Annotated in this window: 24 protein-coding genes; 7 read left to right on the top strand and 17 right to left on the bottom strand. The window is 43.8% G+C overall.

Going from position 1 to position 23,171, the window contains the following annotated elements; translation table 11 throughout:
- Positions 1 to 21: 21 nt before the first annotated feature.
- From traK to CHL74_RS10105, 11 genes are all read right to left on the bottom strand, one after another.
- Entirely contained in the window at positions 22 to 636 is a 615-nt protein-coding gene (gene traK, locus CHL74_RS10155; RefSeq protein WP_010537146.1) for a conjugative transposon protein TraK, read from the bottom strand.
- Positions 637 to 680: 44 nt separating this feature from the next.
- Positions 681 to 1,817, bottom strand: a complete 1,137-nt coding sequence (locus CHL74_RS10150) for a hypothetical protein (protein ID WP_094881039.1) — start codon at positions 1,815 to 1,817, stop codon at positions 681 to 683.
- Between the two features lie 6 nt (positions 1,818 to 1,823).
- Positions 1,824 to 2,609, bottom strand: coding sequence for a DUF5045 domain-containing protein (locus CHL74_RS10145; protein ID WP_441339049.1), 786 nt, complete (start codon positions 2,607 to 2,609; stop codon positions 1,824 to 1,826).
- 43 nt (positions 2,610 to 2,652) lie between these two features.
- The gene (locus tag CHL74_RS10140) at positions 2,653 to 3,381 is read right to left on the bottom strand and encodes a hypothetical protein (RefSeq protein ID WP_238399444.1); all 729 of its coding nucleotides are present in this window, start codon (positions 3,379 to 3,381) and stop codon (positions 2,653 to 2,655) included.
- A 61-nt stretch (positions 3,382 to 3,442) separates the two neighbouring features.
- Positions 3,443 to 6,004 (bottom strand): hypothetical protein, encoded by a 2,562-nt coding sequence (locus tag CHL74_RS10135; protein WP_254923271.1) that lies wholly within the window; start codon positions 6,002 to 6,004, stop codon positions 3,443 to 3,445.
- A 6-nt stretch (positions 6,005 to 6,010) separates the two neighbouring features.
- The gene (locus tag CHL74_RS10130; RefSeq protein ID WP_094881037.1) at positions 6,011 to 8,569 is read right to left on the bottom strand and encodes a TraG family conjugative transposon ATPase; all 2,559 of its coding nucleotides are present in this window, start codon (positions 8,567 to 8,569) and stop codon (positions 6,011 to 6,013) included.
- A gap of 6 nt (positions 8,570 to 8,575) precedes the next feature.
- Complete coding sequence (locus CHL74_RS10125) at positions 8,576 to 8,887, bottom strand: hypothetical protein (RefSeq protein ID WP_141241297.1); 312 nt, start codon at positions 8,885 to 8,887, stop codon at positions 8,576 to 8,578.
- A 155-nt stretch (positions 8,888 to 9,042) separates the two neighbouring features.
- Entirely contained in the window at positions 9,043 to 9,345 is a 303-nt protein-coding gene (locus tag CHL74_RS10120; protein WP_010537139.1) for a hypothetical protein, read from the bottom strand.
- A gap of 51 nt (positions 9,346 to 9,396) precedes the next feature.
- Positions 9,397 to 9,774, bottom strand: a complete 378-nt coding sequence (locus CHL74_RS10115; protein ID WP_094881035.1) for a DUF4134 domain-containing protein — start codon at positions 9,772 to 9,774, stop codon at positions 9,397 to 9,399.
- Between the two features lie 104 nt (positions 9,775 to 9,878).
- Positions 9,879 to 10,217, bottom strand: coding sequence for a DUF4134 domain-containing protein (locus CHL74_RS10110; RefSeq protein WP_010537137.1), 339 nt, complete (start codon positions 10,215 to 10,217; stop codon positions 9,879 to 9,881).
- Positions 10,207 to 10,743 carry a hypothetical protein gene (locus CHL74_RS10105; RefSeq protein ID WP_094881034.1) on the bottom strand — a complete coding sequence of 179 codons (537 nt, stop codon included), beginning with the start codon at positions 10,741 to 10,743 and terminating at the stop codon, positions 10,207 to 10,209. Before CHL74_RS10105 ends, CHL74_RS10110 begins: the two co-directional genes overlap by 11 nt.
- A 375-nt stretch (positions 10,744 to 11,118) precedes the next feature.
- Here CHL74_RS10105 and CHL74_RS10100 point away from each other — a divergent pair, with 375 nt between their 5' ends.
- Both CHL74_RS10100 and CHL74_RS10095 read left to right on the top strand, forming a co-directional pair.
- Positions 11,119 to 11,664, top strand: a complete 546-nt coding sequence (locus CHL74_RS10100) for a DUF6978 family protein (protein ID WP_094881033.1) — start codon at positions 11,119 to 11,121, stop codon at positions 11,662 to 11,664.
- Positions 11,661 to 12,452, top strand: a complete 792-nt coding sequence (locus CHL74_RS10095; RefSeq protein WP_094881032.1) for a DUF1828 domain-containing protein — start codon at positions 11,661 to 11,663, stop codon at positions 12,450 to 12,452. Before CHL74_RS10100 ends, CHL74_RS10095 begins: the two co-directional genes overlap by 4 nt.
- Positions 12,453 to 12,771: 319 nt before the next feature.
- On the opposite strand, the gene CHL74_RS10085 is transcribed toward CHL74_RS10095, so the two are convergent.
- From CHL74_RS10085 to CHL74_RS10065, 5 genes are all read right to left on the bottom strand, one after another.
- Positions 12,772 to 13,335 (bottom strand): type IV toxin-antitoxin system AbiEi family antitoxin domain-containing protein, encoded by a 564-nt coding sequence (locus tag CHL74_RS10085; protein ID WP_094881057.1) that lies wholly within the window; start codon positions 13,333 to 13,335, stop codon positions 12,772 to 12,774.
- Positions 13,336 to 13,486: 151 nt separating this feature from the next.
- On the bottom strand, positions 13,487 to 14,395 hold the full coding sequence (locus tag CHL74_RS10080; RefSeq protein WP_094881030.1) for a toprim domain-containing protein: 909 nt from the start codon (positions 14,393 to 14,395) through the stop codon (positions 13,487 to 13,489).
- A 192-nt stretch (positions 14,396 to 14,587) separates the two neighbouring features.
- On the bottom strand, positions 14,588 to 15,700 hold the full coding sequence (locus tag CHL74_RS10075) for an AAA family ATPase (protein ID WP_441339050.1): 1,113 nt from the start codon (positions 15,698 to 15,700) through the stop codon (positions 14,588 to 14,590).
- Between the two features lie 2 nt (positions 15,701 to 15,702).
- Positions 15,703 to 16,167 (bottom strand): helix-turn-helix domain-containing protein, encoded by a 465-nt coding sequence (locus CHL74_RS10070; RefSeq protein WP_010537131.1) that lies wholly within the window; start codon positions 16,165 to 16,167, stop codon positions 15,703 to 15,705.
- A 157-nt stretch (positions 16,168 to 16,324) separates the two neighbouring features.
- On the bottom strand, positions 16,325 to 16,909 hold the full coding sequence (locus CHL74_RS10065) for a hypothetical protein (protein ID WP_094881028.1): 585 nt from the start codon (positions 16,907 to 16,909) through the stop codon (positions 16,325 to 16,327).
- A 90-nt stretch (positions 16,910 to 16,999) separates the two neighbouring features.
- Here CHL74_RS10065 and CHL74_RS16255 point away from each other — a divergent pair, with 90 nt between their 5' ends.
- Positions 17,000 to 17,134: a hypothetical protein gene (locus tag CHL74_RS16255; RefSeq protein WP_254923270.1), complete on the top strand. Its 135-nt coding sequence runs from the start codon at positions 17,000 to 17,002 to the stop codon at positions 17,132 to 17,134.
- A 60-nt stretch (positions 17,135 to 17,194) separates the two neighbouring features.
- Here the strand turns inward: CHL74_RS16255 and CHL74_RS10060 are convergent, their stop codons facing one another.
- Positions 17,195 to 19,411, bottom strand: a complete 2,217-nt coding sequence (locus CHL74_RS10060; protein WP_441339048.1) for a site-specific integrase — start codon at positions 19,409 to 19,411, stop codon at positions 17,195 to 17,197.
- Positions 19,412 to 19,803: 392 nt separating this feature from the next.
- Between CHL74_RS10060 and hxsD the strand changes: the two genes are divergently transcribed.
- From hxsD to hxsC, 4 genes are read left to right on the top strand one after another with little or no spacing between them, the layout of a single operon-like run.
- Complete coding sequence (gene hxsD / locus CHL74_RS10040; RefSeq protein WP_254923269.1) at positions 19,804 to 20,154, top strand: His-Xaa-Ser system protein HxsD; 351 nt, start codon at positions 19,804 to 19,806, stop codon at positions 20,152 to 20,154.
- Positions 20,151 to 20,597 carry a hypothetical protein gene (locus tag CHL74_RS10035; protein WP_094881026.1) on the top strand — a complete coding sequence of 149 codons (447 nt, stop codon included), beginning with the start codon at positions 20,151 to 20,153 and terminating at the stop codon, positions 20,595 to 20,597. The genes hxsD and CHL74_RS10035 overlap by 4 nt, the downstream gene beginning before the upstream one ends.
- A complete protein-coding gene (gene hxsB, locus CHL74_RS10030) occupies positions 20,594 to 22,018 on the top strand; it encodes a His-Xaa-Ser system radical SAM maturase HxsB (RefSeq protein WP_094881025.1) in 1,425 nt (474 codons plus the stop codon). Before CHL74_RS10035 ends, hxsB begins: the two co-directional genes overlap by 4 nt.
- A 6-nt stretch (positions 22,019 to 22,024) precedes the next feature.
- Entirely contained in the window at positions 22,025 to 23,122 is a 1,098-nt protein-coding gene (gene hxsC / locus CHL74_RS10025; RefSeq protein ID WP_094881024.1) for a His-Xaa-Ser system radical SAM maturase HxsC, read from the top strand.
- Positions 23,123 to 23,171 lie beyond the last annotated feature (49 nt).

Genomic DNA, 23,171 nt, shown 5'->3' with positions numbered 1-23,171 from the left:
TTACTTTTTTACCCTTTACCTTTAATAGTTGCTCTTCGTCTTCTGGTCAATATCCTTGTTGAGCAAGGTTCTCCAGTTCACTATCAGCAATCCATGTGGGTTGTTGTCTGTCCTTGGAACACGTTTCAGTTGTCCTGCCGTCACCAGTTCACGGGTCAGCACATTGGTTCTGCGCTCGATGCGCTGTCTGCCGTAGTAGGTAAACTCCATCTTCTCCTTGTTGAACTTGATACTGTCACAGAAGATACTGAACACGGCACTCGTTCCCATGATGTTGGAGTAGAAGCCCTTTTCCTTCAGTGTATTGTACTGCGCCAGTCCTGTCTCATCCACCAAATACATGGCTTTCTCCATGGTGTATTTGATGTATTTGTCATCTGGTGCCAATGTGAAAAAGTAGTGATGGAACATCTCGATATGACTCTTTGCTTCCACATCCAGTGTCTCATCCATCGTCGTGCGCTGTACCAGGATTGGCACATTACCGTCCAGCACATAGATTTTGTTCTGTGCATCCACCACCATATTCTTCGCCGTCCAGATGCTGCTGATACTTATCAGCACGCATCCAACCAGAAACAGGCTACAGATGATAGTCACCAACTTCACCTTATTCTCTAAATTCTTGATTACCATTGCTATTTCGTTATTTACCTTTTTACTCTTTTACCTTTTTACCTTTAATGAACAACATGGGCAAGTGTTCCCTGTGCCGACATTTTGGCTTGCTGTGCCACACCCTCACCGAAGTTTCTGGTAGAGAATGCGGTATCGCCCTCTGGTATCATCCATGCCGCAAGGTCTGGAACTAAGTTCAGACACTTCAACGCAACGATACTTGCTGCCATCAGATACCCTGCCGAGAAGAACGAGTTCTGCAAATATGCCGCCATCGTCTGCTCACTGGCGGTGATAGCCGTCAGGTTCTCCACCTGTATGCAGAGCACGATGTCGAAGAGCAATAGCACGTAGAAGCCCACGAAGTAGAGCATGGCTCCATAGAAATGCACGGTCAGATACCTTGTCAGCCACTTCGCCCAACTGCTTTCCCATTTCGGCAGTAGCGAGAACGCCCATTGTATCGGTCCAAATATCGTCAGCATTCCCAACAGTATCTGTTGACAATAGATGGTGCTCCACCAACCGATACGGAAGACGATCAATGCTATCAGCATTACTATCTTGTCGATGTTCACTACGGCTCCTGCAGTCAGTGAGGTAAACCACAGCTTGGCTGCGTCCTTTTCCATGTTGGTCACTTCATCCACACCTGTCTGCTCCATGGTCGATTCCACCAGATTCGGGTCTGTTGTTCCCTTATGGGCAATGTCTGCCTGGGCTTGTACGTTGGTGTACATCGTGTCTCTGGTGTAGATGAGCTGCTGAACTTCCGTAAACTTGTCCTCTATCTGTGTGGCTTCCGCCTCATATAGGTCATGGGTATAACTTCCAATGGAGTTTGGTATGTAACTCAGAAAGTCCAGTACGCACCAATTGCTGCCACTGTTCGTCATGCCTGTATCGGCAGGTGGGTACCACCAACAGAGGATGATGCTTATCACCAATGGCTTGAATAGTTTCATCACATCCAGTGGCTCATGCTTCACCATCATCTTGTAGGCCATGTTCGCTGCCACCACGATAGAGAAGAGGGCTGCGAGTGCCATACACATTTGAACGACCCACCAAAAAGGCCCATTCGAGCCTGTGAAAGTAGCGTCGCACAGAAACTCGTTGGTCTGGAAAATCACGTCATCAATCTCTTCTTCCAAGATGTTGATGCCGAAGTCGGATAATATGCTGCTGTTGTCTGCCATAACTCCTTATCTGTTTATTTTCAAATCATTGTCATCCTCATTCGAGCCGTTATTACCGCCAGAATATGTGTTGTTTCTCACTGCCATTCCTGCCTCTCGCCATTTGCTGGATGCACTGCTGATGATACTTCGTTTGTTGGCGGTCTGGTAGTTGCCGTTTGCTGTCAACAATTCCTTGGTCTTGCTGGCATTCGAAATCTGCACCAGTTGCTTCACAAGTGTCTCGTTCTGTTTTGCCACATCTGCATAAATCTGTAGGTACATCTTCTTACGCTTGGCATTGGGCATATAGGCATCCTTGGTGGCTTTGATGGCTGTCTCATAGACATGATAGTATTCTGTCCAGCGTTGCTTGTCACCGATGGATCCGCCTACAGGCAGGATGCGGTCGATGTTCTTCTTGAAGGCATCCATCTTGCTGTTTATTTTGCTTCCTTCCACTTTCCAGGCGAGGTCAATCTGACGGTCTGCCATATTCAACGCCTCAATCTCTGCTCTTTTGGTCAGGGCAGAGTCGATGGCTTCGGCATATTCCACTTGATTGTAAGCTCCGATTCCTACCGTGGTACGAAAACCGAGTTTGTTCTTGCTGGCAGCCGATTTCTTGTAACTGCTGTGCAGTAACTGATAGTACAATTCTGGTGACAGACTACCACTACCGATTTCCATCACCGTTATCTGGTTCTTTTTCGAACTGTCATGATTGTATGTTACACCACTTTGGGCATTGCCGCTGATAGCGACTCCCAACATCAACATGATGGTTCCTATTCTTGTTTTCTTTCTATCCATGCCTATACATTATTATATATGGGATTATAAATTCTTCGTTCTCTCAATATCCGAGTTTACCTGCCACTCTCCACCGACCGAAGGCATCTTCCAGTATTTGCTGCTTGCTTTTGGTTCGGTAAACCTTTTCTTTCCAATAGCCGATGCGCACTTGGATATATCGCCACGACTCAAAGTAGCTTTTGTTCAGATGCTTCTCTATATTGTCAAGCGAGGTGTTGATGCTTTCCAATACCACAAGAAGGTCTGCCGTAGAACACGCTGCCGCTCCTGTGGCATACAGCACCAAGTCGCTCACGCTTTTGTAGAGGTATTCGCCTTCATTTGCGATATTCTCTATGGCTCGTCGGTTAATACCTATCAGTATGGTATCGGCAAGCGAAATGCGCTTTCGTTTGATGACTTTTTGGTTGTAGTCATCCAACAGCTTCTTATAGTCCGATATTCTGTCGCTCACACCCTCGTAGGTGGAGTACACGTTCAGACTGGTTCGTAAACTTTGATATAGCACATCTATCACATCAAATGCCCTGGTGTACTTGTCAAGGTCAACGTTCAGTTCCTTGTATGCCTTGGTCTCGTCCTTACTGTAACTGTGCAATAGTTTATTGCTGTATTCCAACGTGCTTCGTGCAAGCAACAGACTCCGCTGTTTCTTGTGGTCATTGATGTAGGCTTCCACGCTGGCAACATCAAATCCCCATTGGGCGAATGTTTTAGAGGGGAGGGCGAGGAGCAAGATTGCTACCAGCAATGTTCTCACAATATCCATTCGTCGCTTCTTGCTCACTGACCCTGCAACCCTCTCCGCTGCATCAGCCTTGTATTCTTTTCTATTTCTCATTTTCATTGTCTTCATCATTAAACTTGCCGTGATAATCATCTGAATGTTTGGTGTCGGCAGCTTTCCTTAACCAACGTTTCTTGCATTTCTCCACCAGTGTCAACCGTCGTCCTTCGTCAGCATTGATATGTGGAGCGATGTCCATCAGCACGTCGATGATGTTGCGCTTGTAGTGCATCATCTTCTCCAACGATACCAAGTCTGCGTATATCTTGGTGATTCTGCTGTCCACCTCTCTGGCTATCTCTAACCTATCGCTCGACCATAGCAGATGAAAGGTATCATCGGTATTATTGTCATCGGCAGATGCGCTCTTAGCATATTCGGTGGTTATCTTGCACGATGGATATTCCTGTGCGATTTCCAAGATGCGCTTGTTCACTTCGTCCGCCTTTTCCTGCTCGGTCTTGCTTGGGTCAAGCGTCATCACATCCACTACCGAGGTGTTGGTGTATTCCGATGTCAGCTCCCAACTGATCTGCAGGATGGCTCTGTGTATCTTGATGCCCAAGAAATATTTCGGCTTTCGGGCAATCTTCAATGTTGCCTTGAAGGTGATGATGCCGTTGATGTTGGGCATGGTGGCTTTTCGAATATAAGTATAGCCGCTCCATGTTCCTTCCCCTTGCCAAGTCAGGTTGTAGGCACTCTTGCAGTCGTTCATAATGGCTGGTATGCGATAGTAGTCATCCGTCGCCACGTCATTGTCCTTTCCTGCCTCTGCCTTGGCTTCCTCTATTTCCCTTTGTTTCTGTTGCCATGTGGCAAGTTCTTTGTTCAGTTGTTCGATGGAAGCCTTGTTCTTGTTGTATTGCTCACGATACTTGGCTGCATCTTCCACACTTGCATTGGCGATTTGCTTGACAAGTGACTTGTTCTCGGCTTCCAACTGACTGATTTGAGATTGCAGAGAGGCTATCTTGGCATTGGCTTCCTGCTCTTGTTTATACAAGTCCGAGAGGTCAAGGTTGTTCTCTGTCACAGATGTTGTCATGGCGCATTTCTTGCTGTGGTCATTCAGCGAACCGCCACAACTCTTGCATTTGTATTGTGTGGTGCCTTGCCCCAACTGCACACCGTCGCTGCATGTCACACTAATGGTCACGCTCTCGCATCCCTTCAGTTTGGCGGCATCGGTTGCCTGATAGTAGTTGCGTGCATCACTGCCTATATAATAGGTATAGCCTTCTTCGTTGTCATTCCATTCGCTCAACCGGGCTTGCAGTTGTGCCTTGAAGGTGTTCAAGTCCATCGAATAGGAGTCAAAGACTGCCTCATATACTTCTTCTGTCCTGTTCCAACTCTTGTACACCTGTATCTCGTAGGCGTATGCCTTTTGTTTCTGTCCTTTTTTCTTGCTACTGATGATGAAGCTGTTCAACCAATAGCTGATACTGTAGGTAAAGCTATCATTCTGGTTGTTGAGCTGTTGCACCCTTGTTCTTGACCATCCTGCATGATTCTCCGAGTTTTGCAGGATGGCTTCCTTTTGGCTATTGTTGGGATAGAAGTTGGCATCCTTGGTGTTGATTCTGTACCAGTGGTCGCCTTTCAAGATGCTGTTGTCATCGGTGGGCGGTACATAGTCGCACAGTTTTTCTCGTCCTTGGTCTCGTCGGGCGATATACCATCTTTGCGTGTAGTAGTTTCCTGCCGTCTCATCCAGATAGTCCGTCATCCATGAGGTGAGGTTATAGTTGGCAAGAGAGAAAAGTCCTGCCACGTTGTCCTTGCCTCCAATCATGCCCAAGAGGGTGTTGCCTACGCTCTTGTCGAGACTTTTGAACAGCGAGGAATAGTTATCCACAATGTCGATGGCTGCACTGAGCTTGCCTTGGAAGAGGTCGTTGAACTGGCTGCTCTGCAAAAGGGCATTGCCGATATTGTTCATTCCTGCTCCTGCAAGGTTGGCTCCTGCCTTATACAGATTGTCGATGTCGGATTTCAGATTGTCCACTGTAAAATTGCCTGGCACCTTCGACAAATCGTCCAACATCTTCTTCCAATCCACGTTGCCAATCTCTGAAAGTTTCAGTATGGCAGCTATCTCCTGGTTGATTTGTAGAAAGGCGATGTCCGAGAATGTGAGGGTGCTGTTTGTTACCACACTCTCAAACTGCATGCACAGGTTCTTGGTGTCATCACATATCTTCACGAGATAACTTCCCCAATAGAGGGCAGTCTGCGGACTTTTCAGCATCATTCCTGCCACCGTCCATATCTTCGGCATGATTTTGCCCGACACCATGTTGTAGATACGGCGGTAATAGTAGTTCTCTGTGCTACTGTTCCAGATGCCCAACTCCGTCATTGCCTTGCGTTCCAAGAATTTTGAGGCGAAGATGCCGGCACTTGCCACTTCTGCTGCATTATAGTGCTTCAAGATGTTCTGCACCTGCTCGTTATAGTATGCCTCTGCCACGGCTTCCGTTCCGTATGCAGCTGCCATAGCAGCCACCGTCTGCTTGTCATAGTTCACGCTGTAGTACTGTGCGTCAGCCTTTGCCAACACACAGACTATCAGCATTATGATGGATAGAAGTCGTTTCATCTTTGATTACTTTTTATTTTTGTTCCCTAAATTCAGTACTTTTCCTGCCTGATTTACCTTTTGAGCAAAAGCGAGGCTCTTGCTGATACCACTTGCATCCCAATCCCTGCAATAGGCTTCGATAGCTTGTTGGTGGTTGCATTTCAACTCTCGCTTGTAGAGTTTTAATGCTTCCTTCTCCGCTCGTTCCGTGGTGTAGGTCATATAGCACTCATGAGGTTCTTCCACACCATACACATTGCTAGTCTGTCCTCGTCTGATGAACACTTCACGAAAGAAGCTGCGTCCTTCCTTATTCTCCAAACGGTTGATGGTGAATATCTTCTTGCAGTCCACATCGGTCAAACCGAGTATCGCCTTGATGGTGTCAAAGCGTTCCTTGAACTTGCTCTGGTCGAGCAGCATCACCACATCCGAGTTGTTGATGATGGCTTCCTTCACTATCTCGCTGCCGATGATGTCCTGTATCTCTTGTGTCACCACACCCACACTTGCCCAGAATTTTCTGGCGGTCTTATACAGATATTTTATGTATTCCGCCATCATGGGCGAGGCGATGGCTTTCCATGCCTCCTCGATGATGAGCATCTTTCGGTTCTTTTTGATACGCATCTTCTGCAGGAAGACGTCCATGATGATGAGCGTCACCAGTGGAAAAAGCAGTGGATCATCCTTGATACTGTCGATTTCGAAGACGATGAAGGTCTCATCAAACAGACTGCTGTCCATGTTCTCATTCAGCGTTACATCATGGCTGCCTCCTTTATAGAAGTCCTTCAACAGATAGTTGTAGGATGACAGGTCTATGCCATGCAGACCGTTCTCCTCGCATATCTTCGGCAGTCGCTCAGTACTGAACTCATAGAAAGTATTGAAACAGAGGTTGCTCACTCGCTTGGTGGTGAAATAGGCATCGTAATACTCGTTGATGACTTGCTCTATCAACCTGTCCTCGGTCTTGCTCACCGTGCCTTGACTTCCTTTCCATATCAGCATCACGAGGTTTTTCAGGAATCCCAACTTCTCGATGTTCCATTCCTCTCGCTTGATTTTGAAAGGGTTCATCGTGATAGGATGCTCCTCGGTATAGGAAATGTATTTTCCGCCGAAGTATTCACACAGTCCCTCATACGAGTTACCTGTATCTACCAGCACGATGTCGGTGTCCTGCTCATGGGCTTGGCGCACCATGGAGTTAACATAAAAGCTCTTGCCGCTTCCCGAAGGACCGAGGACAAAGAAGTTGCTGTTGTCAGTCAGCTTATTTCGTCCCTCTTTCCCTGATATGTCGATGGCCACTGGCACTCCTTGACGGTCGGTATAATAGACCTTGAATGGCGTGTCCTCGCTATGCACAATCTTCTCCTTGTACATCAGGCAGGTGGCAGCATCGCCCAAGGTCATGAATCGATCGTAGTCGGCATTCATCCCATAGCAGTTGCCGGGAAATGAGTTGACAAACAGTTCCAACTGGTTGTAGGCTCGCTTCGAAATATGGATGCCCATCCTGCCAAAGGCATTCTCCAGATGGTTGGTACACTTTTGTATATCCGTGTCTGGCTTCACCGTCACTATCAGATTATAGTGGGTATATACCAGCTGCTTGTTTTCTCTCGCTATCACCTCCTGCACTCGCTTGATGTCCTCTACGGCTATCAGATTGCTTGGGTTCGGCATGCTGGCATGGCGGTTCTTCTTTTTGTCGAGCATGGCAAGCTCACGCTTCTGATTCGGCACAAAGATGATTTGGTTATACACCACACTCTCCACACCAGGAATGCTGTCCACCAATGCTACCAGATCCACTGGCATACTTGTGTTGTTCACCTCGATGTTGGTAAACGGACGGATTTGTGTCGGCAAGTTGGCGCAATCCACATCCACAAGACTATATACCTTACAGCGTCTGTCACCCATACCTATCATCTCGTCATCCACCTTGAATCCTGTCATGCTCACCATCTTGTCACGGAAGTTCATGGCAAAGAAACGGTCAACATACAGACTTGCCTCTTGTTTGTTTAAGAACTCTGATTTGATACCGGCATCCTTCAGCTGGTCTTGCACCTTTCTGATTTTCACTAAGAAATCTCGCCATTTCTTGTTGTCGAAAGACATCAGACGACTCTTCTTGTTCTCCTGCGTAATGGTCAGATAGGTCATGCTGTCTGTATATTCTCTTCCGTTGAAATAGCGGAAGTAGGATTCTGTTAGGAACTCATGCCCCTTGCCACTCTCATCCTCAAACTGCTTTCTGGTAAAGATGTCCTGCTTGTGTAGGGCATAGCCTTCACCCAGAGTCTGTGCGATGGCAGCAAACAGATTGGTGAACTCATAATAGCTGTCTATATTGGCAGAATACTTCTGCACTGGGTTCTCCATTCTCAGGATGGCAGAATACTCTCCAGTCTTTGTATAGAGCACACCGATACCGTCCGTGTCTTCCACGGAGAAGTAGATGTCCTGAAAGATTTTCTTCCGCTTGCCACCAGTACCAAAGGCATAGACCGATATGGCCATGCCAATGCAGATTGCCACGAAAAATAAGATTACATATAGTACCATATTCGTTTATTCTTCTGTTTCTTCGGATGATTGATGATTTTCTCCCATACTGGATGATTTGTTGTCATTCTCTTGATAAGAGGTATTGTAGCTTTCTTCGCCATAAAGGGTTGATACACTATCCTTTGCAGTGGAATCCATCCTGCTTGTTTGTGTTTCCACGGTCGCAGGATGTTCTTCTGCCTCTCTCGCCCAAGTAGCTCTTGCCTTGTCAGCACTCCTCATGGCATCCAATGTGGGTAGCTTGTAGGTCTTGTCCTTGCATGCGGTCAGCAATATGCCAGCCAATGCCATAATGATAATGTTCTTTGCTTTCATGCTCATAACCATTCTTTTATGTCAAAGATGCGATACTTTCGCTGAAACAAATAAAGGTAGACCCACACCCTTGGGGGAGAATGAGCCTACCAGTCGTTCACTTTCTACTTGTCATCCACATCTTGGTCATGTCGATACTTTTTTTTTTCACATTTTTATATGCGCTTGCTGTAGGCATAGATAAACACTCCTTGGTCGTTCTTCTTGGTATGCAGTCCCTTCCGTTGCTTGAACATGATGAGACCTACACCCGTAGTGATTGCCACGACCAACACTATCAGTCCTGCAATAATACCCATCAGACAGTAGGCGGCAATGAAGCCGATGATGGCTCCTCCTGCCGTGGCTGCTGCCCAATAGATATACCGCCCTTGTATTCCCATGAATTCAAGGGGCTTCTGGAGTCCCTTGAACAGTGGGTAATCGGGGTAGCGGATTTCCTGCTCTTCTCTTGCCATTCTTCACGTCGTTTCTCACTTACTGAATATGCACGGAATAACTCTCACTCGTTAGTTGGTCACACCGAAGAACAATGGCAATGCCTGTGCTGCTGCCACGAGGAAGATACATGCTCCTACAATCATCATGATCTTTTTCTTGACATCCTGCTCCTCATTGTTCATAGCGATGTAAACGCTGATGGCACCCACTACGGCAACAACACCTGCAATGGCATAACAGAGCTTGACCACAATAGGCACGTATTTGGCTATTTCCTCTGTCACAGTTGTCAAGGCAGTGGTTCCTGCTGTGTAGTCACCTGCCGAGTTTTGCGCCATGGCAATGCCACCGCCCACAAGGAGCATAAATGCCAATGTCTTCAAGCGTCCTGAAGAGAGAACGCTCTTGGCGGTCTTCTTCAAATAGTTCGTTGTTTTCTTAAACATTCTTTCTTGTTTTACTTGTTAATGATTCGTTTGGAAACACCTTATTATAATTATATAGAAAGGTGTTGTCGCTTTCACATGATATACTCTTCTGCAGTTGAGTCTTAAATCTGGTAGCCAAAGAATGCTGGGAACAGGATGGATGCGCCTATCATAAACAGACAGGCTCCTATCAGCGTCAGTATGGACTTGGTAACTCCATCTTCCCCTGTGTTCATCTTGATGTATATCTGCAAAGCGGATATAATCACCATCACAGCAGCGACAGCGTATGTCAGATACAGCACATACAGCATCATCGTCACCACATAGTCGTGCATCCCTGCTAGTGCGTCTGCTCCCCAGCTATAGTCCACATTACCGCATTTGGCTGATGCTGACAGGGGGAGCAGCGCAAAGACAAAGGAACTTACTACATTCTTTATGATATGGCTAAATTTCATCCTTGACTGGTATTGTTTTGATGTTTGGTTGTCCTGGCTTTGTCTCGCCTTGTTTCAATAGGCTCTCCGTGAAGTCGTCCTGCCATAGTCCGTCTATCCATATGGGAGAAGTGGACTCCATCTGCCCATCCATCTTTTCCTGCAACGACTCGGCTGTGTTCTTCGGCTTCTGTTGGTTGACATCATTTCCTTCGTCTTCATCAACATCATCTTCTCTGCCGGAAGAATCCGTTTCTGGAGAATAATCACTCATTCCGTTGTTCTCTGTTCCCATACCATAGCCCTCATCGTATGATGTGCCGTCTTGGAAACCTGTGTCGTATTGCTTGTCGGCAACACTAAAGCCACCATCACTTTCGTTGACGGCTACTGCGGCTTCCTCTTCCGTTATGTTGCTGATGTCAAATACTTCCTCGTTGCTTTTGGCTTCTTCCTTCTTGCCATACAGATCTCTCGTTATCATCACCGCATAGTAGATAGCGTATGCAATGGTAAGACTGATGGCGAATATCAAAAATGGACTCATATAATACTTTGTTTTATTGATGATTTATACTCTATGTAGTGGCAAAAGTGCCAGTTGCGAGTGCAAAGTAAAGAGTAAAATCCGACATAAAAGAATTTTGTAAAGTATGGCTATCAAAGTTTAAGATATATTCAAATTATAACCATACATCATACTCTAAATCATACTTTAAACAGCTTTAGCAACCTGTTTTTTCATATTTTCAGTTACAAGAGGTTTAAGTAGCTAGTTTGTCGGTTTCTGAAAAGATAACAATACGTAATCTTCCACTCGTACCTTAATTAATTATAAATATTAGGCATCTGTTATTGTTATCTCAAAAATAATTATTATTTTTGCAAGGTCAAGTATGTGTAATCTAACAATAGATGAATTATGGCAGTAACGGAATTTACTTTTAAGCAAGCAATGGATTTAATCAGCACTCCCAAAGTTATTTTAGAGAGTGATGGTAAGACTGTCTGTGCATCTAAACAAATAGACTGTATACCCGGTTTACATGAAAATATTACATTACGTTCACATGATGAGGAATTCTTGTTTTCATGGACAATCAACAGAAGTTCCAAAGAATTAATTAAATTGAGTTTGCATGTCTTAGAGAAAGATTCACATGTGGGGATATTTCGTGTGGATTATGTTTCCAATGATTCTATTCATCCAAATCCTGCAATAGCAACCGTGGATGTTCCAGACGAACTTAAACGTTTTGCAGGAAAGGAAATCTCTGGTCCTCATGCTCATTTTAATATTGCAGGGTATAAAAACTTACAATGGGCTATTCCTTTAAATGAAATAAATTATAGCGTAAAGTCTATAGTTGACGAGCAGAATCATATTGATGCCGGTTCAGCTATTCAATGTTTTGCTAAATACATAAATATAACAACGCCAATTATGGCACAACAAAGTTTAATATGAGTTGGATAGAAGACAGTATTACAGACTACTACAAGTGGTTACGTGAACGTGCGAAGGTTCGCACTGATGAAACCACAGGATGGAGTGTCATGTCCACTCCGTTCTTGGGTGCCTACAATGATCCTCTTGAAATTTACCTCCGAAAAGACGGAGACGAAATCGAGATGAGTGATGATGGAGTTACTTTTGAAAACCTAAACCAATTAGGTGTAAATATTAGTCGCTCCGCAAAAAGAAAAGAATGGGTTGATTACATTCTTCGAAATTATGGTGTATCGCTAGAAGATAATGAACTTCGCACTGTGGCAACTATTGAGAATTTCTCACAAAAGAAACATGGTTTGCTCTGTGCAATGTTGGAAATCTCTGAAATGGAAGTGCTGGCACAAAATAATGTGGCAACAATATTCAAAGAAGATGTAAAAAGCTTTTTCGACAAACATGATCTTGTTTACACACCTCAGTTCATAACTAAAGGAAGTACAGGCATAGAATTTACTTTTGATTTTCAGTTTGCTGGAAGAAAAAAGGAAACTGTTGTTAAGTCATTTAATTCTTTGAATAAAATCAATGTTCCAAATTTCCTCTTCACTTGGAATGACATTAAGCCGGTTCGTGAGGAACAAACAGGAAAAAAAGTAAGTAGCTTAGCTATCGTTAATGATTTGGCCATAAAGTTGAAACCGGAATATATTGAGGCTCTTAAAACATATGGCTGTGGATATGTACCTTGGAGCCAAAAGGATTCTCCAGAAACTATTAAATTGTTTAAGGATTTAGTGGCTTGACGTAAACTTATTACATTATATTATTTGAGCCATGCCGTAATAGGCATGGCTCTGTTTTTTGCTCTGTCCCATATCTCCTTTACCAAAGCAGAGATGCTATATAATACACCAGCAGCATCCAAAGCAGGAACACTGCCACACCACATCCTGTTTTTAGTCGTGCCAATATCTCGTCTTGCCCCAGTCCTTTGCTATGTTTGATGATGACAACGATTGATACTATATCTATCAACAATACTGCATATATCATGGCTGGCAGATAGTGAATATGATCCACCATCCACCAGTGCATACCCGCTATATCGTCATATTTATTATTTTATAGTTCCATTTGTAGATATGTTCCCAATGTTTTGGCAACTCTCAGTTGTGAGGCATATTTCATCAGTTTGCTGACATTGCGGTCTCTGCGTTTAAGATATTCCTTTATAATCTCCGTACAGACATCTATGCCAATTTTGTTTCTATACTTTACAGCATCACAGACACATTTCTCAACATCATATATCCTCACCTTGAACCCCTCAATCTCTGTATTCGTAATTCCAAGGTTAAAGGCGGTATCACTCCAATGGTATAGTGTGATTGGGGGATAATCTGGAAGGGTGATTTTTCGGCCTCTTTTTATTGCAAGACAATATTCTTGTGGTACTTGTGTAGTCATCTGATAATGTGACCAAGCGGAATACAGACACAACACACCACCAGGAACAACCTTTTCCACATCAAGCATTTGACTTGCTAAATGGTCATCGGTTGCATACACACCTCTTTTTATTCTGGTGAGTTCGCCATTCTTGGCAGCTTGCAATACTTTATAGTATGCAGCTCTTCCTGCCATATCTTTTGCAGAGATATAGCCTTCAGATTTTGGATTTGTCATACACTTTTCCATGATTTGCATCTTTAATTCTGTACAAAGTTACTACATATTTTCAAAAGTGTAGTATGTTTGTACGGAAATCTACGCAAAAATCACGCAAACGACAGTTTTCTACGGAGAATATTGACTTTCTCCGTAGAAAATTATCGCTTTATACATCCTCTTTATGCGGAATAATGGATTTTCTGCCTATCAGATAATCATTGACATCCTTGTATTCTGCATATCGTATAGCTTCGTTGATTGCCTTGTTTTGATAACGCTCCATGATTGTATGGGTAGCCATCGTTCCTGCTTGGTCATTATCAAGATAACAATGGATAGCAGTGTAGCACGCCAATCGTTCCATACATTTTCCAAGGTTACTGATGGAGTTCAGTACAATATAATCACATGGCTCTTGTATGCAAATCACATTGTCGCCTCGCTTTTCCAAAGTCTTGTACGAAAGAAAGTCCATAAACCCCTCGAAGATGCAGCATCTGTCCTGCACTCCAACTTGCTGTGAATGTATCAAGGATATGTCTTTCTCGCCCAAACAACCTTTATAATATGGGTTACGCAGCTCATAACCATCCCTGATATTCGGAAAGGCTATGCCAAAATACCGCTTGCCCTTGAACGTGTACCAAATCTCCTTGCAATAGCGTTTACCTATGTCCGCATCCACATGGCGTGAACGCAGATACGACATAAGTACAGGGTAGGACAGGTCTTGGATGTGCACCTTGTCCATCTTGTCTGTCTCTACTTGTGTCGGTATGGGTAGTTTTGCCATTGTGGGCTTTGGATTGTTCATGTCCGCTGCTATATGCTGCAATGCCGTACCCACATCATCCGTATTGTAGAGAAGTTGAGCAAGAGCAATGATATTGCCACCCTTGCCAAGAGCAAAGTCATACCATTGGTTTCGGCTGAAGTTCACCTTGAACGATGGCTTTGTCTCCGCATGCAATGGCGACAGATAATAAGAGGTGGACTTGCTGCATCGTTTGGGCTGATGTCCCAATGCGCTCAGATAGTCCGTGAGTTTGATTTCCTTTGCTTGTTGTATGTTCATCTTTCATTCATTTTTTTGTTCATTCGTGCGCTTATTATATATACACCAGAGTGAATGAACGGTTTTGTGAAGTCATTTTGTCGTATGTCTATGTAGTTATATATGATGCCACTTCACAAAATCCGTCCGTTCTACTATTATATATACACCGAGGTGAATGAAGTGGTTTTTGAAGTGATTTTCACTTCATCCTCACTTCTTCATCTCCTGCTCTTCAAGCAGCGGAAGCGAAGGATAATCCTTCACCCTGCAATACTCGTTGTTGCCATACTTCACCACCAGTTTGCTCTTCAATAGGAAGGTCAGCAACTTTGACATCACTGTTCTACCTCTGGCAAAACCAATAGCTGTATATCCTTTCGTCAATGCGTTTATCACATTCTCATAGCCTGACACCACTTTCTTGCCGAAAGCCATTCCAAGTGCCTTGTCATGCTGCTCATCGGTAATGTCGGCTATTGTCATCTTCGGTTGCTTGGCAGTGGTGGAGTCAACCACATAGTCCTTGGCAATCTCTGGCAACCCCTCCTTGTTGATTTGGAACGCAAAGGGCGCAAAGTCCTTGTCTCGGATGTTGAGCGGTTTCACTTCACTCACATTCGCCATCGAGTTGCTCTTGCTAATCACCAGTACCGTCTCTGCCTTGTTACTGAGTTCCGTGCCAATGTGACCTCTTACATTGTCATCACCCTTGTTCAAGTGCAGGACGCAATGGATGTGCAGGTCATAACGGCTTGACCACTGCATCAGTTTGTTGATGATATGGACAGACTCGCTCGGATTGTTTATGTCGAGCATCAAGTCCCTTATGCCGTCAATGATGACCAAGCCAAAACCCTTTTGTGTCTGCAAGGCATATTCTATCAACCGCAGTCTGAGGTTGGGACTGTACTCTCGCAGTCCGAAGAACACAAGGTTCTCACTGTTCATGTTGTCGGGCAATCCTGCAAGCCGGAGGATGCGCTGCATCACGCTGTGACAGTGGAAACGGCTCTGCTCCGTATCAACGTAGAGTATCTTACGCTTGTCATCGGGTAGTTTTGCCGTATATTGCAGCACCTTTCCGTTAGCAAGCGAGGCAGCTACCAAAGCGGACACGTTGAACGTCTTTCGGCTCTTCGCCTTGCCTGTGGAGGCACTGAAGTTGCCAAGCGTGGCTATGGTAGAGTTGTCCACCCATATTATCTGTGGCGGTGTCTGGTAGGTCTCGTCCGCATGGATAAGCGATGCCTTCAGCAACTTTTCCAACAAATCAGCATTGTCCGCTTCGCCTTCAAGGAGGCTCATGTCGTTCATTTCTTCCATCGTCATCTGCTCTTCAAGGGTTTGTTCATCACATAGCGTATGGCATCCTGCTCATACACCTCTTTTGTTTTCACAGGGTGCTTTTTGATCCATTCCACCAGTTCTTCCTTGCTGAAATAGATGGTCTTGCCGTTTGGTTTGTAATGGGGAATGGCAAAAGTGCGTGTCAGTTTGTAAAGCTGACTCTTTGAAGCGTCAAGGAATACGCTTGCCTCATCAAGGGTGAGCACGTCTTTTCCTGCAAAGAGCCATTTCTCCAAGCACTTGATGCGGTTCAGCACATCCTCCACTGGCCCAAGCAGCTTGAATGCTTCTTCCATTTGTTGAATGCGCTCGGCAAGTCTCATTGGTGTCATATCTGCCAGTTCTTGTTCTGTCAACTCGTGTTTATCCACGTCTATCGTTGGCGGTAGGATAGTGCCATCCTTTGGTGGATTGTTTGCCTGATTTGTTGTCTGTCCAATCATTGTCGTAATTTTATTTATCGTTACACATAACGAGGTCGCCCTCCATAACCAGGTTTCTGATTACGGAGGGCAAAGGTAAGGGCATTTCTGCCCAATCGGATGGTAGTGCGCTTGACTGTCAACCGACTATCAAGCCAACTGTCAAGGTTTTCATCTGTCAGATGGTGTCCTTGCTGTCATTTTTACCGCAATCTGCTATTTCTTGCACTTTCTTACGGATAGCCTCATAGATGCTGGCGTTGGTACCTTTAGCATCACTGGTTGCTGAGGACAACTTGGTTGTCGTAAGTGGCTTGTCTGTTGATGAAGACAGGATGAGTTTATGCTTGGCAATGACCGATTGCCATTGCTTGCAAATCAAGTTCTTGCTGCAGAGCATGTCAAAGAAGAATGCCACACGTCTGTTGCTTCTCGCCTTTAGCTGCTTGCTGACTTGGCACGAGAAGAGTTTCCGCATATCCTCTTCCGACACATCGGCTGAGAACAAATGAACCTCATTGGCATGGCGCGCAATGAGGTTCAACTGAGTAGAATCAAAATAACATTGAAAGTCCTGTTTCGGTTTGGTGTCTTGTGCTGTTTGTAATATTGACGGTGGTTTACCATGGAGATACTGACCGTTTGGAGGCGGCTCCGTGGTGTTGAACTTGTGATGAAGAGCCTTGTAGTCATGATACTCAAAATCCACTTTGGTAAAGAATATGACTACTAAGTCCTCACGTTCTTCAAGAAACTCCTCCATGATGTAGAAGTTCTTCTTGTGCTCGTTCTTTCCTGCCGCATACTGGCAGTCCGTATAGGAATGGCTGTTGAGAAAGTCCTTTTTATAGCGGTGATACAGTTTACCGCATCCTATTACTTCCGTCTGATAGCACTCGTGGGCTTCCTTGAAGAACAGCCACAGTTTGTTGATACCGCAAATGCCACCTACACCGTTAGCGAAGGTGCATTCATTGCATTGGGGTAAAAAGAGAGAACGAGGAGTCGTCTCGTCCTTGGTTGTTTGATGTATTATTATGTTCCATTTTTATTCTTCGAACGCACTGTCCAATAGGGAAACAGCCTCGTCCTTTTTCTTATTGATGATTTTTGCGTAAATTTGTGTCGTACGCACCTCCGTATGACCGAGAAGTTTGCTTGTAGTGTATAGGTCTGCGCCCATGGTCAGCTCCATCGTGGCGAACGTGTGGCGGGAGACATGGTAGGTCACATGTTTGCTGATACCTGCCGCACGGCTCCATTCCGGAATGCAGTCGTAGTTCTTGCTTGGCAGTGTTGGAAACACCTTGTCCTCGTCACTCGCAGATCCACGCTCAGGCATCCAACGAAGGGCTTGCTTGTTGAGAGGAAGATAGAGAGGCTGCTTGGTCTTGTACTGTAATATCTCAACTCGTGTCTTGTCACCCTCGGTGATGATGTTTTTCCACTTCAAACTCTTCACGTCACTGATACGGAGTCCGCAGAAGCATGAAAACAGAAACGCCGCCTTGATATCCTCACGCTTGCAAGGGGTGTCAATCAGTCTCTTCACCTCGTCAACGGTCAGATATTCTCGCTTGGTGCCGCCACCTTTCAGAACATCCATGCGAAGACGCAATACGGGATTGTCGTCCATTATCTCTTCCTCAATAGCCATGTTGAAGGCTGCTTTGAGGCATTTGAGATAGTTCATCACCGTGGACTTGGACGGATGGGTGTGCTTGTAGGTGATATAGTCGTTCAACAAGAACACCATGAAACCATTGCAGTATTCCTTGGTCATCTCTGCGAGTGTCACGTTTGGTGAGTGTTCTCTCACTGCATTCAGCACGCTGTTCACCCAGTTTCGGGCAGATTGTCTTCCTCGCTCCACTTGTGCGTCACGGAATATTTCCAACCAATCCACAAGTCGCATTTTGATTCTTGACTTGTCTTTGAGCCCTGCGATACCGTTAGTGATGCTCATGATGCGTTGTGCTTTGATGGCATAGACTGCTTGCATCGTCTGCTTGTTCTGCTCCCTGGCAGCTGCGTCAACCTCTGGTATGAGATAAAGGCGCAGATAATCATAGGTACGGCGACCGTTGACATTGATGGATAGATAGACCGACTTGTTGCCGTTGGCAAGTTCCTTGAAGCGGATTCTCACAGGCTCCTTGGTTTTGGAATTTCTCTTGCGCTCAGTCTCTGCAACGGCAATCTCTGTCTTCACCTTCTTAGTGGCAAGATACTCCTTGTATTTGTCCACGTTGGCATCGGGATCTTCTCCATGCGGCTTGTAGCCTCTTCTGCCGACACGCTTCTCAAAGGTTCCGTCCTTCAATGCCTTCATGCGTTCCTTGGCCTTTTTCTCAGCTTCTTTCCAGATTTCCTTGTGTTTCTCCTCGCTGTCATCCTTACGAAGGTAAAGACCAACTGACTCATAGGCACGTTGTCCCTTACCATAATATATATCAAGGAAGAGGGAACGGTCTCCATTGCGCATCTTGCGACTACGGACTATCACAGAACTGGTGTATTCCTCAACTTTCTCCACTTGGTTCAGCTCGTCAGAAGGATCCGTGAAAGTTTCTCCATTGACAACCTCTCGCATCTTGCGTTCTTTCAGACGCTCTGCGGTTTCCATGACCAAGGCATTATTCTGCTTGTCAGCCTCGGTAATCTCTGGGTTGATATAGAGCTTCAGAAACTCGTACTTGCGCTCACCATTATAATATATGTCGAAGTAGAGCGACTTGCTGCCGTTGGCAAGGTTCTTGAAACGAAGAGTGACAGCTTCACGCTTGTTGGGTCTGCCTCTATGTTTTTTGATTGTTCCATCTATGGCTCTGTCCTCACCGTCATCGTCAATAAACTTCCATTGGTGTCCTTCTCTGCCAGAAACAGCTCCGACGACTTCGTTTACCTCACTTTCCTTTCCATTGGCACTTTTGCCAGTTTTAGCACTTCCGACTTTCTCCTTCTTGCTTACTCGTGCAGTCTTCTTGCTTGAAGTTGTTGTAGAAGCAGGATGCTCCAAGGAAGCCTTCACTGTTTTCAACTTTCCCGACAAGATTTCTTGCACTCGTTGGTTCTTGATAGCTTCTGCCTTCTGCAAGGTCTCGGCATTGGCAGCCTTAGCCTTGTCATCATCCTCAGGAAGTAGATAAAGCTTCAAAAACTCATACGACCTCTTTCCACTTTTGTAAGTGTCGAGATAAATCGACTTTGTGCCATTCGCCAAATCCTTGTAGCGTATGCGCACAGGTTCATTGTTACTTCTCATGTTACTTTGTTATTTATTCTACTTATTGTCATTTTGCGAGATTTGTTACTCACGGTGCAAAGATACGAAAAATAATTGGATTTGTTACCCAAAACAAGAACCAATTACGAACCATTAACTATGATAAATTATAAAATTAATGGTAAAGTAACAAATAAATAACAAATTATACACTTTATCAAATGCCTGCTATATGCTGTATATATTAGCATTTACGCGCATTTTCTTGTCATTTTGAATGTTGCATGAGATTTGACGAAGTATTGGCGTTGCTCGTTTCGACAACTTGGGCGATGCCAGAGCCTTTACTGCGTGGAACGAGTGACAGGATTGGCTCCACGTTTTCATGTATATATACCAACCATTTATTAATCATGCCAATATGGTAGCCATTGGCAAAAAGAAGAATAGTTGGTATGAGTTGTATAAAAGTTCCAATCACAAAGACAGACAAAGGCGGTTTCCAAGTAGCCATTGACTTGAACTTATATAGTGAAAAGGCAATAACTGCAACTATTTACAGATATACAGACAAGTTCTTTGTTTATCAGAATACAATGCCAAATAATGACAAACAGGTCTGTGTGATTTTTGAGTCAAAAGACAGTGCGCTTGACGAGAATATTGTCAAGCAGTTCTGCAATGACTTGATTGACCAACAACTTCGTGAAATTACAACGGAGAAGTATGGACATATTCGTGATTTGATTGTAGAAGAAGCATTTAAACCTGTGACGAAATGAAAAGATTATTATTGCTCATTTTCGTTTCTGCCATTTGTGCCATGGCTTTCCCTCAAAAAGTCACAGGAGATAAAAGTGCTATCTGTAAAATCCTTACAAAAGAACACAAATGTAGAGTTGCAGTTCAAGATATTTCAAAGAAATACAATAAAACAATAACTACTTGGGGTTATAGGCAGGGATATACATCAACACCTTTGGTTGCCAAGGGATGTTGTATCTGTATTCATTATTATGTAGATAAAGATACTGGAGGTAGTTCATATTACAGAGATTTATTTATTCCTATAGAGTATGTGACAAAAGAACTCGAAAAATCAGATGAGGTCTATTATATGGATAGATGGGCAGGAAAAGGTCCCCGATTTGACTCTCAAGGAGGCACATTTACAGTAAATAACACTGTTAGGCAAATCATCAAACTAATAAAGCTCCAAAAATGAAATACCAAATACTTCCTTTCCGCTTCGCTCGATTTAACGAGGAAGAATATCTTCTATCTAACGATGTTGGAGAATACATATTCTTAAAGAATGACGACTTTCACAAATTCGTCAATGGAGAACTTGACCCTACAAGTGACTTGTTCTATGATATAGAGTCAAAACAAATCGCTACGACCGACAAGGTTGAAGATGTTGTAAAAATGTTAGCAACCAAATTCCGCACAAAGAAGAGTATCTTGGAAGATTTCACTTCTTTGCACATGGTTGTGCCAACTTTACGTTGTAATTCAAGTTGTATCTATTGTCAGGTAAAAAGACATGAGAGTACAGATCATTCTGCGGACATGACCAAAAAGACGGCAAAGAATATCGTCAAGGCAATCTTCATGTCTCCCTCTCCATGTATCAAAATAGAGTTTCAGGGTGGTGACCCGTCAACCGATTTTGAAATGGTGAAGTATATCATAGAAGAAGCTGAATGGCAAAACTTATTCAAGAAACGTGAATTAGAATTTGTCATCTGCACCAATCTTACTTTGCTCAATGAGAAGATGGTCAAGTACCTAAAGAAGCATAATTGTATGATTTCTACATCTTTGGATGGACCAAAAGATTTGCATGACTCAAACAGACCTCTCCAGAATAAAAATCTTGACCACCATGCTATCTTTGAGAAAAATCTACAGATGATTCGTGGTATTTGGGGAGATGATGAATGTGCATCCGCTTTAATGACAACTTCAAAGTATAGCCTCGGAAGATTCAAGGACATCATAGATGAATACATCAGATTAGGTTTCCATAATATCTTTCTAAGGGCATTAAACCCTTACGGTTTTGCAAAACAGCATAAGGACAAGATAGCCTATCCAATAGAAGATTTTGTAAAAAACTACAAAGAGGGGTTGGACTATATCATAGAACTCAACAAGAAAGGAACATTCTTTGTTGAGGGGTATGCAGCCTTGCTTCTTCGCAGGATTCTGACTCCTTTTGCGACAGGCTTTGTTGACCTGCAATCTCCTGCAGGTGTTGGCATAGCTGGAGCAATATATGATTATGATGGCAGCGTGTACGTTGCTGACGAAGGAAGAATGATGGCTCGATTCAAAAACTATTATTTCAGACTTGGCAATGTAAATGAGGATTCATACCAATGCATGTTCAATGGAGAAAAACTGCATGAGATAATCAGTAATGCTTGTAATGAATGCTTGCCGGAGTGCGCAGAATGCGTATTCCAACCTTACTGTGGTGCAGACCCAGTAAGAAACATGTCAGAGCAAGGAGATATGGTTGGTCATCGTCCTACAAACGAGATGTGTAAGAAGAATAAAGCCATTATGCATTATCTCTTTGAACTTCTTCAAAGACATGATCCCGAGATAAATAGAATATTTTGGTCTTGGATAAAATAGTGAGATATGAAACAATTAAATTCGTTATACAACTCTAACGCAGAGGAACTTCTTGGACGAGTAACACTTAGCGGTAAAAATATATTTAACCGTTCAGCATATATCCTTGTGACCAATGAGCAGAATACGCCTAAAGGTTACAAGGCTATCATTTCAGCACATGATTTCTCAGACAAAATATCTACACCATGCATAAAAGTTGACAACATTTCAGACTTCAATGAAGGTGATGTGATAAACATATCCCCTAATGGAGATGTGTGTTTTCTATATGAAATCAATTCTGCATCCAATGCAATCTTTGCTACAGCTCGTTGTAATCATCGTTGTATCATGTGTCCTCAACCTCCAGTGCAGCAAGAGAAGGACAGAACAGATTTTAATCTAGATTTGATTAAACTGTTCGATAAGAATACACAAGAAGTCGGAATTACTGGTGGTGAGCCAACTATGATTGGTGACAGATTATTTGAGATTATACGCCAAATAAAAAAATCATGTCCTAAAGCAGCCATAAGCATACTATCCAATGGAGTGAAATTTGCTGATATTGACTACGCTGCAAAGTTAGCAGCTTGCAACCATCATGATTTACAAATAGACATTCCTATCTTTTCAGATATAGCTTCTATCCATAACCATATAGTAGGAGCTAAGACGTTTTACAAAACGGTTCAAGGTTTGTATAATTTGGCACAGTTCGGGCAACAAATAGGTTTGCGAGTTGTTATTCACAATCAGACATATAAGCGTTTGCCGCAATTAGCCGATTATATCTACCATAATTTCCCATTTGTCACTCAGGTAGCTTTTATGCAGATGGAAACTACGGGGTTGGCAGAGACGAATTTAAAAGACTTGTGGATCGACCCATATAGTTATAATAATGAGTTGAGAGAAGCTGTACTTCTGTTGAACGACAGAGGTATAACGACTTATATCTACAATGCTCAATTATGTGTGCTTCCACCAGAATTACGTCCATTTGCAAAGCAATCAATTAGTGAATGGAAAGATGTCTATCTTGGCTCATCCGATAAAGTCCGTGGCATCCCTACCCAAATATCAACGATACACGATAGAAAAAGAACGGTATGTCCCTAACTCCACGCAGTTGGCCTCTAAATGCCTTAAGCTTGGAGTTGAGTGATTC

It is taken from the genome of Prevotella sp. 885, assembly GCF_002265625.1.
Taxonomy (GTDB): domain Bacteria; phylum Bacteroidota; class Bacteroidia; order Bacteroidales; family Bacteroidaceae; genus Prevotella.
Note: the sequence above shows the minus strand (reverse complement) of the source record. Positions and strands in the feature narration are given on the sequence as shown.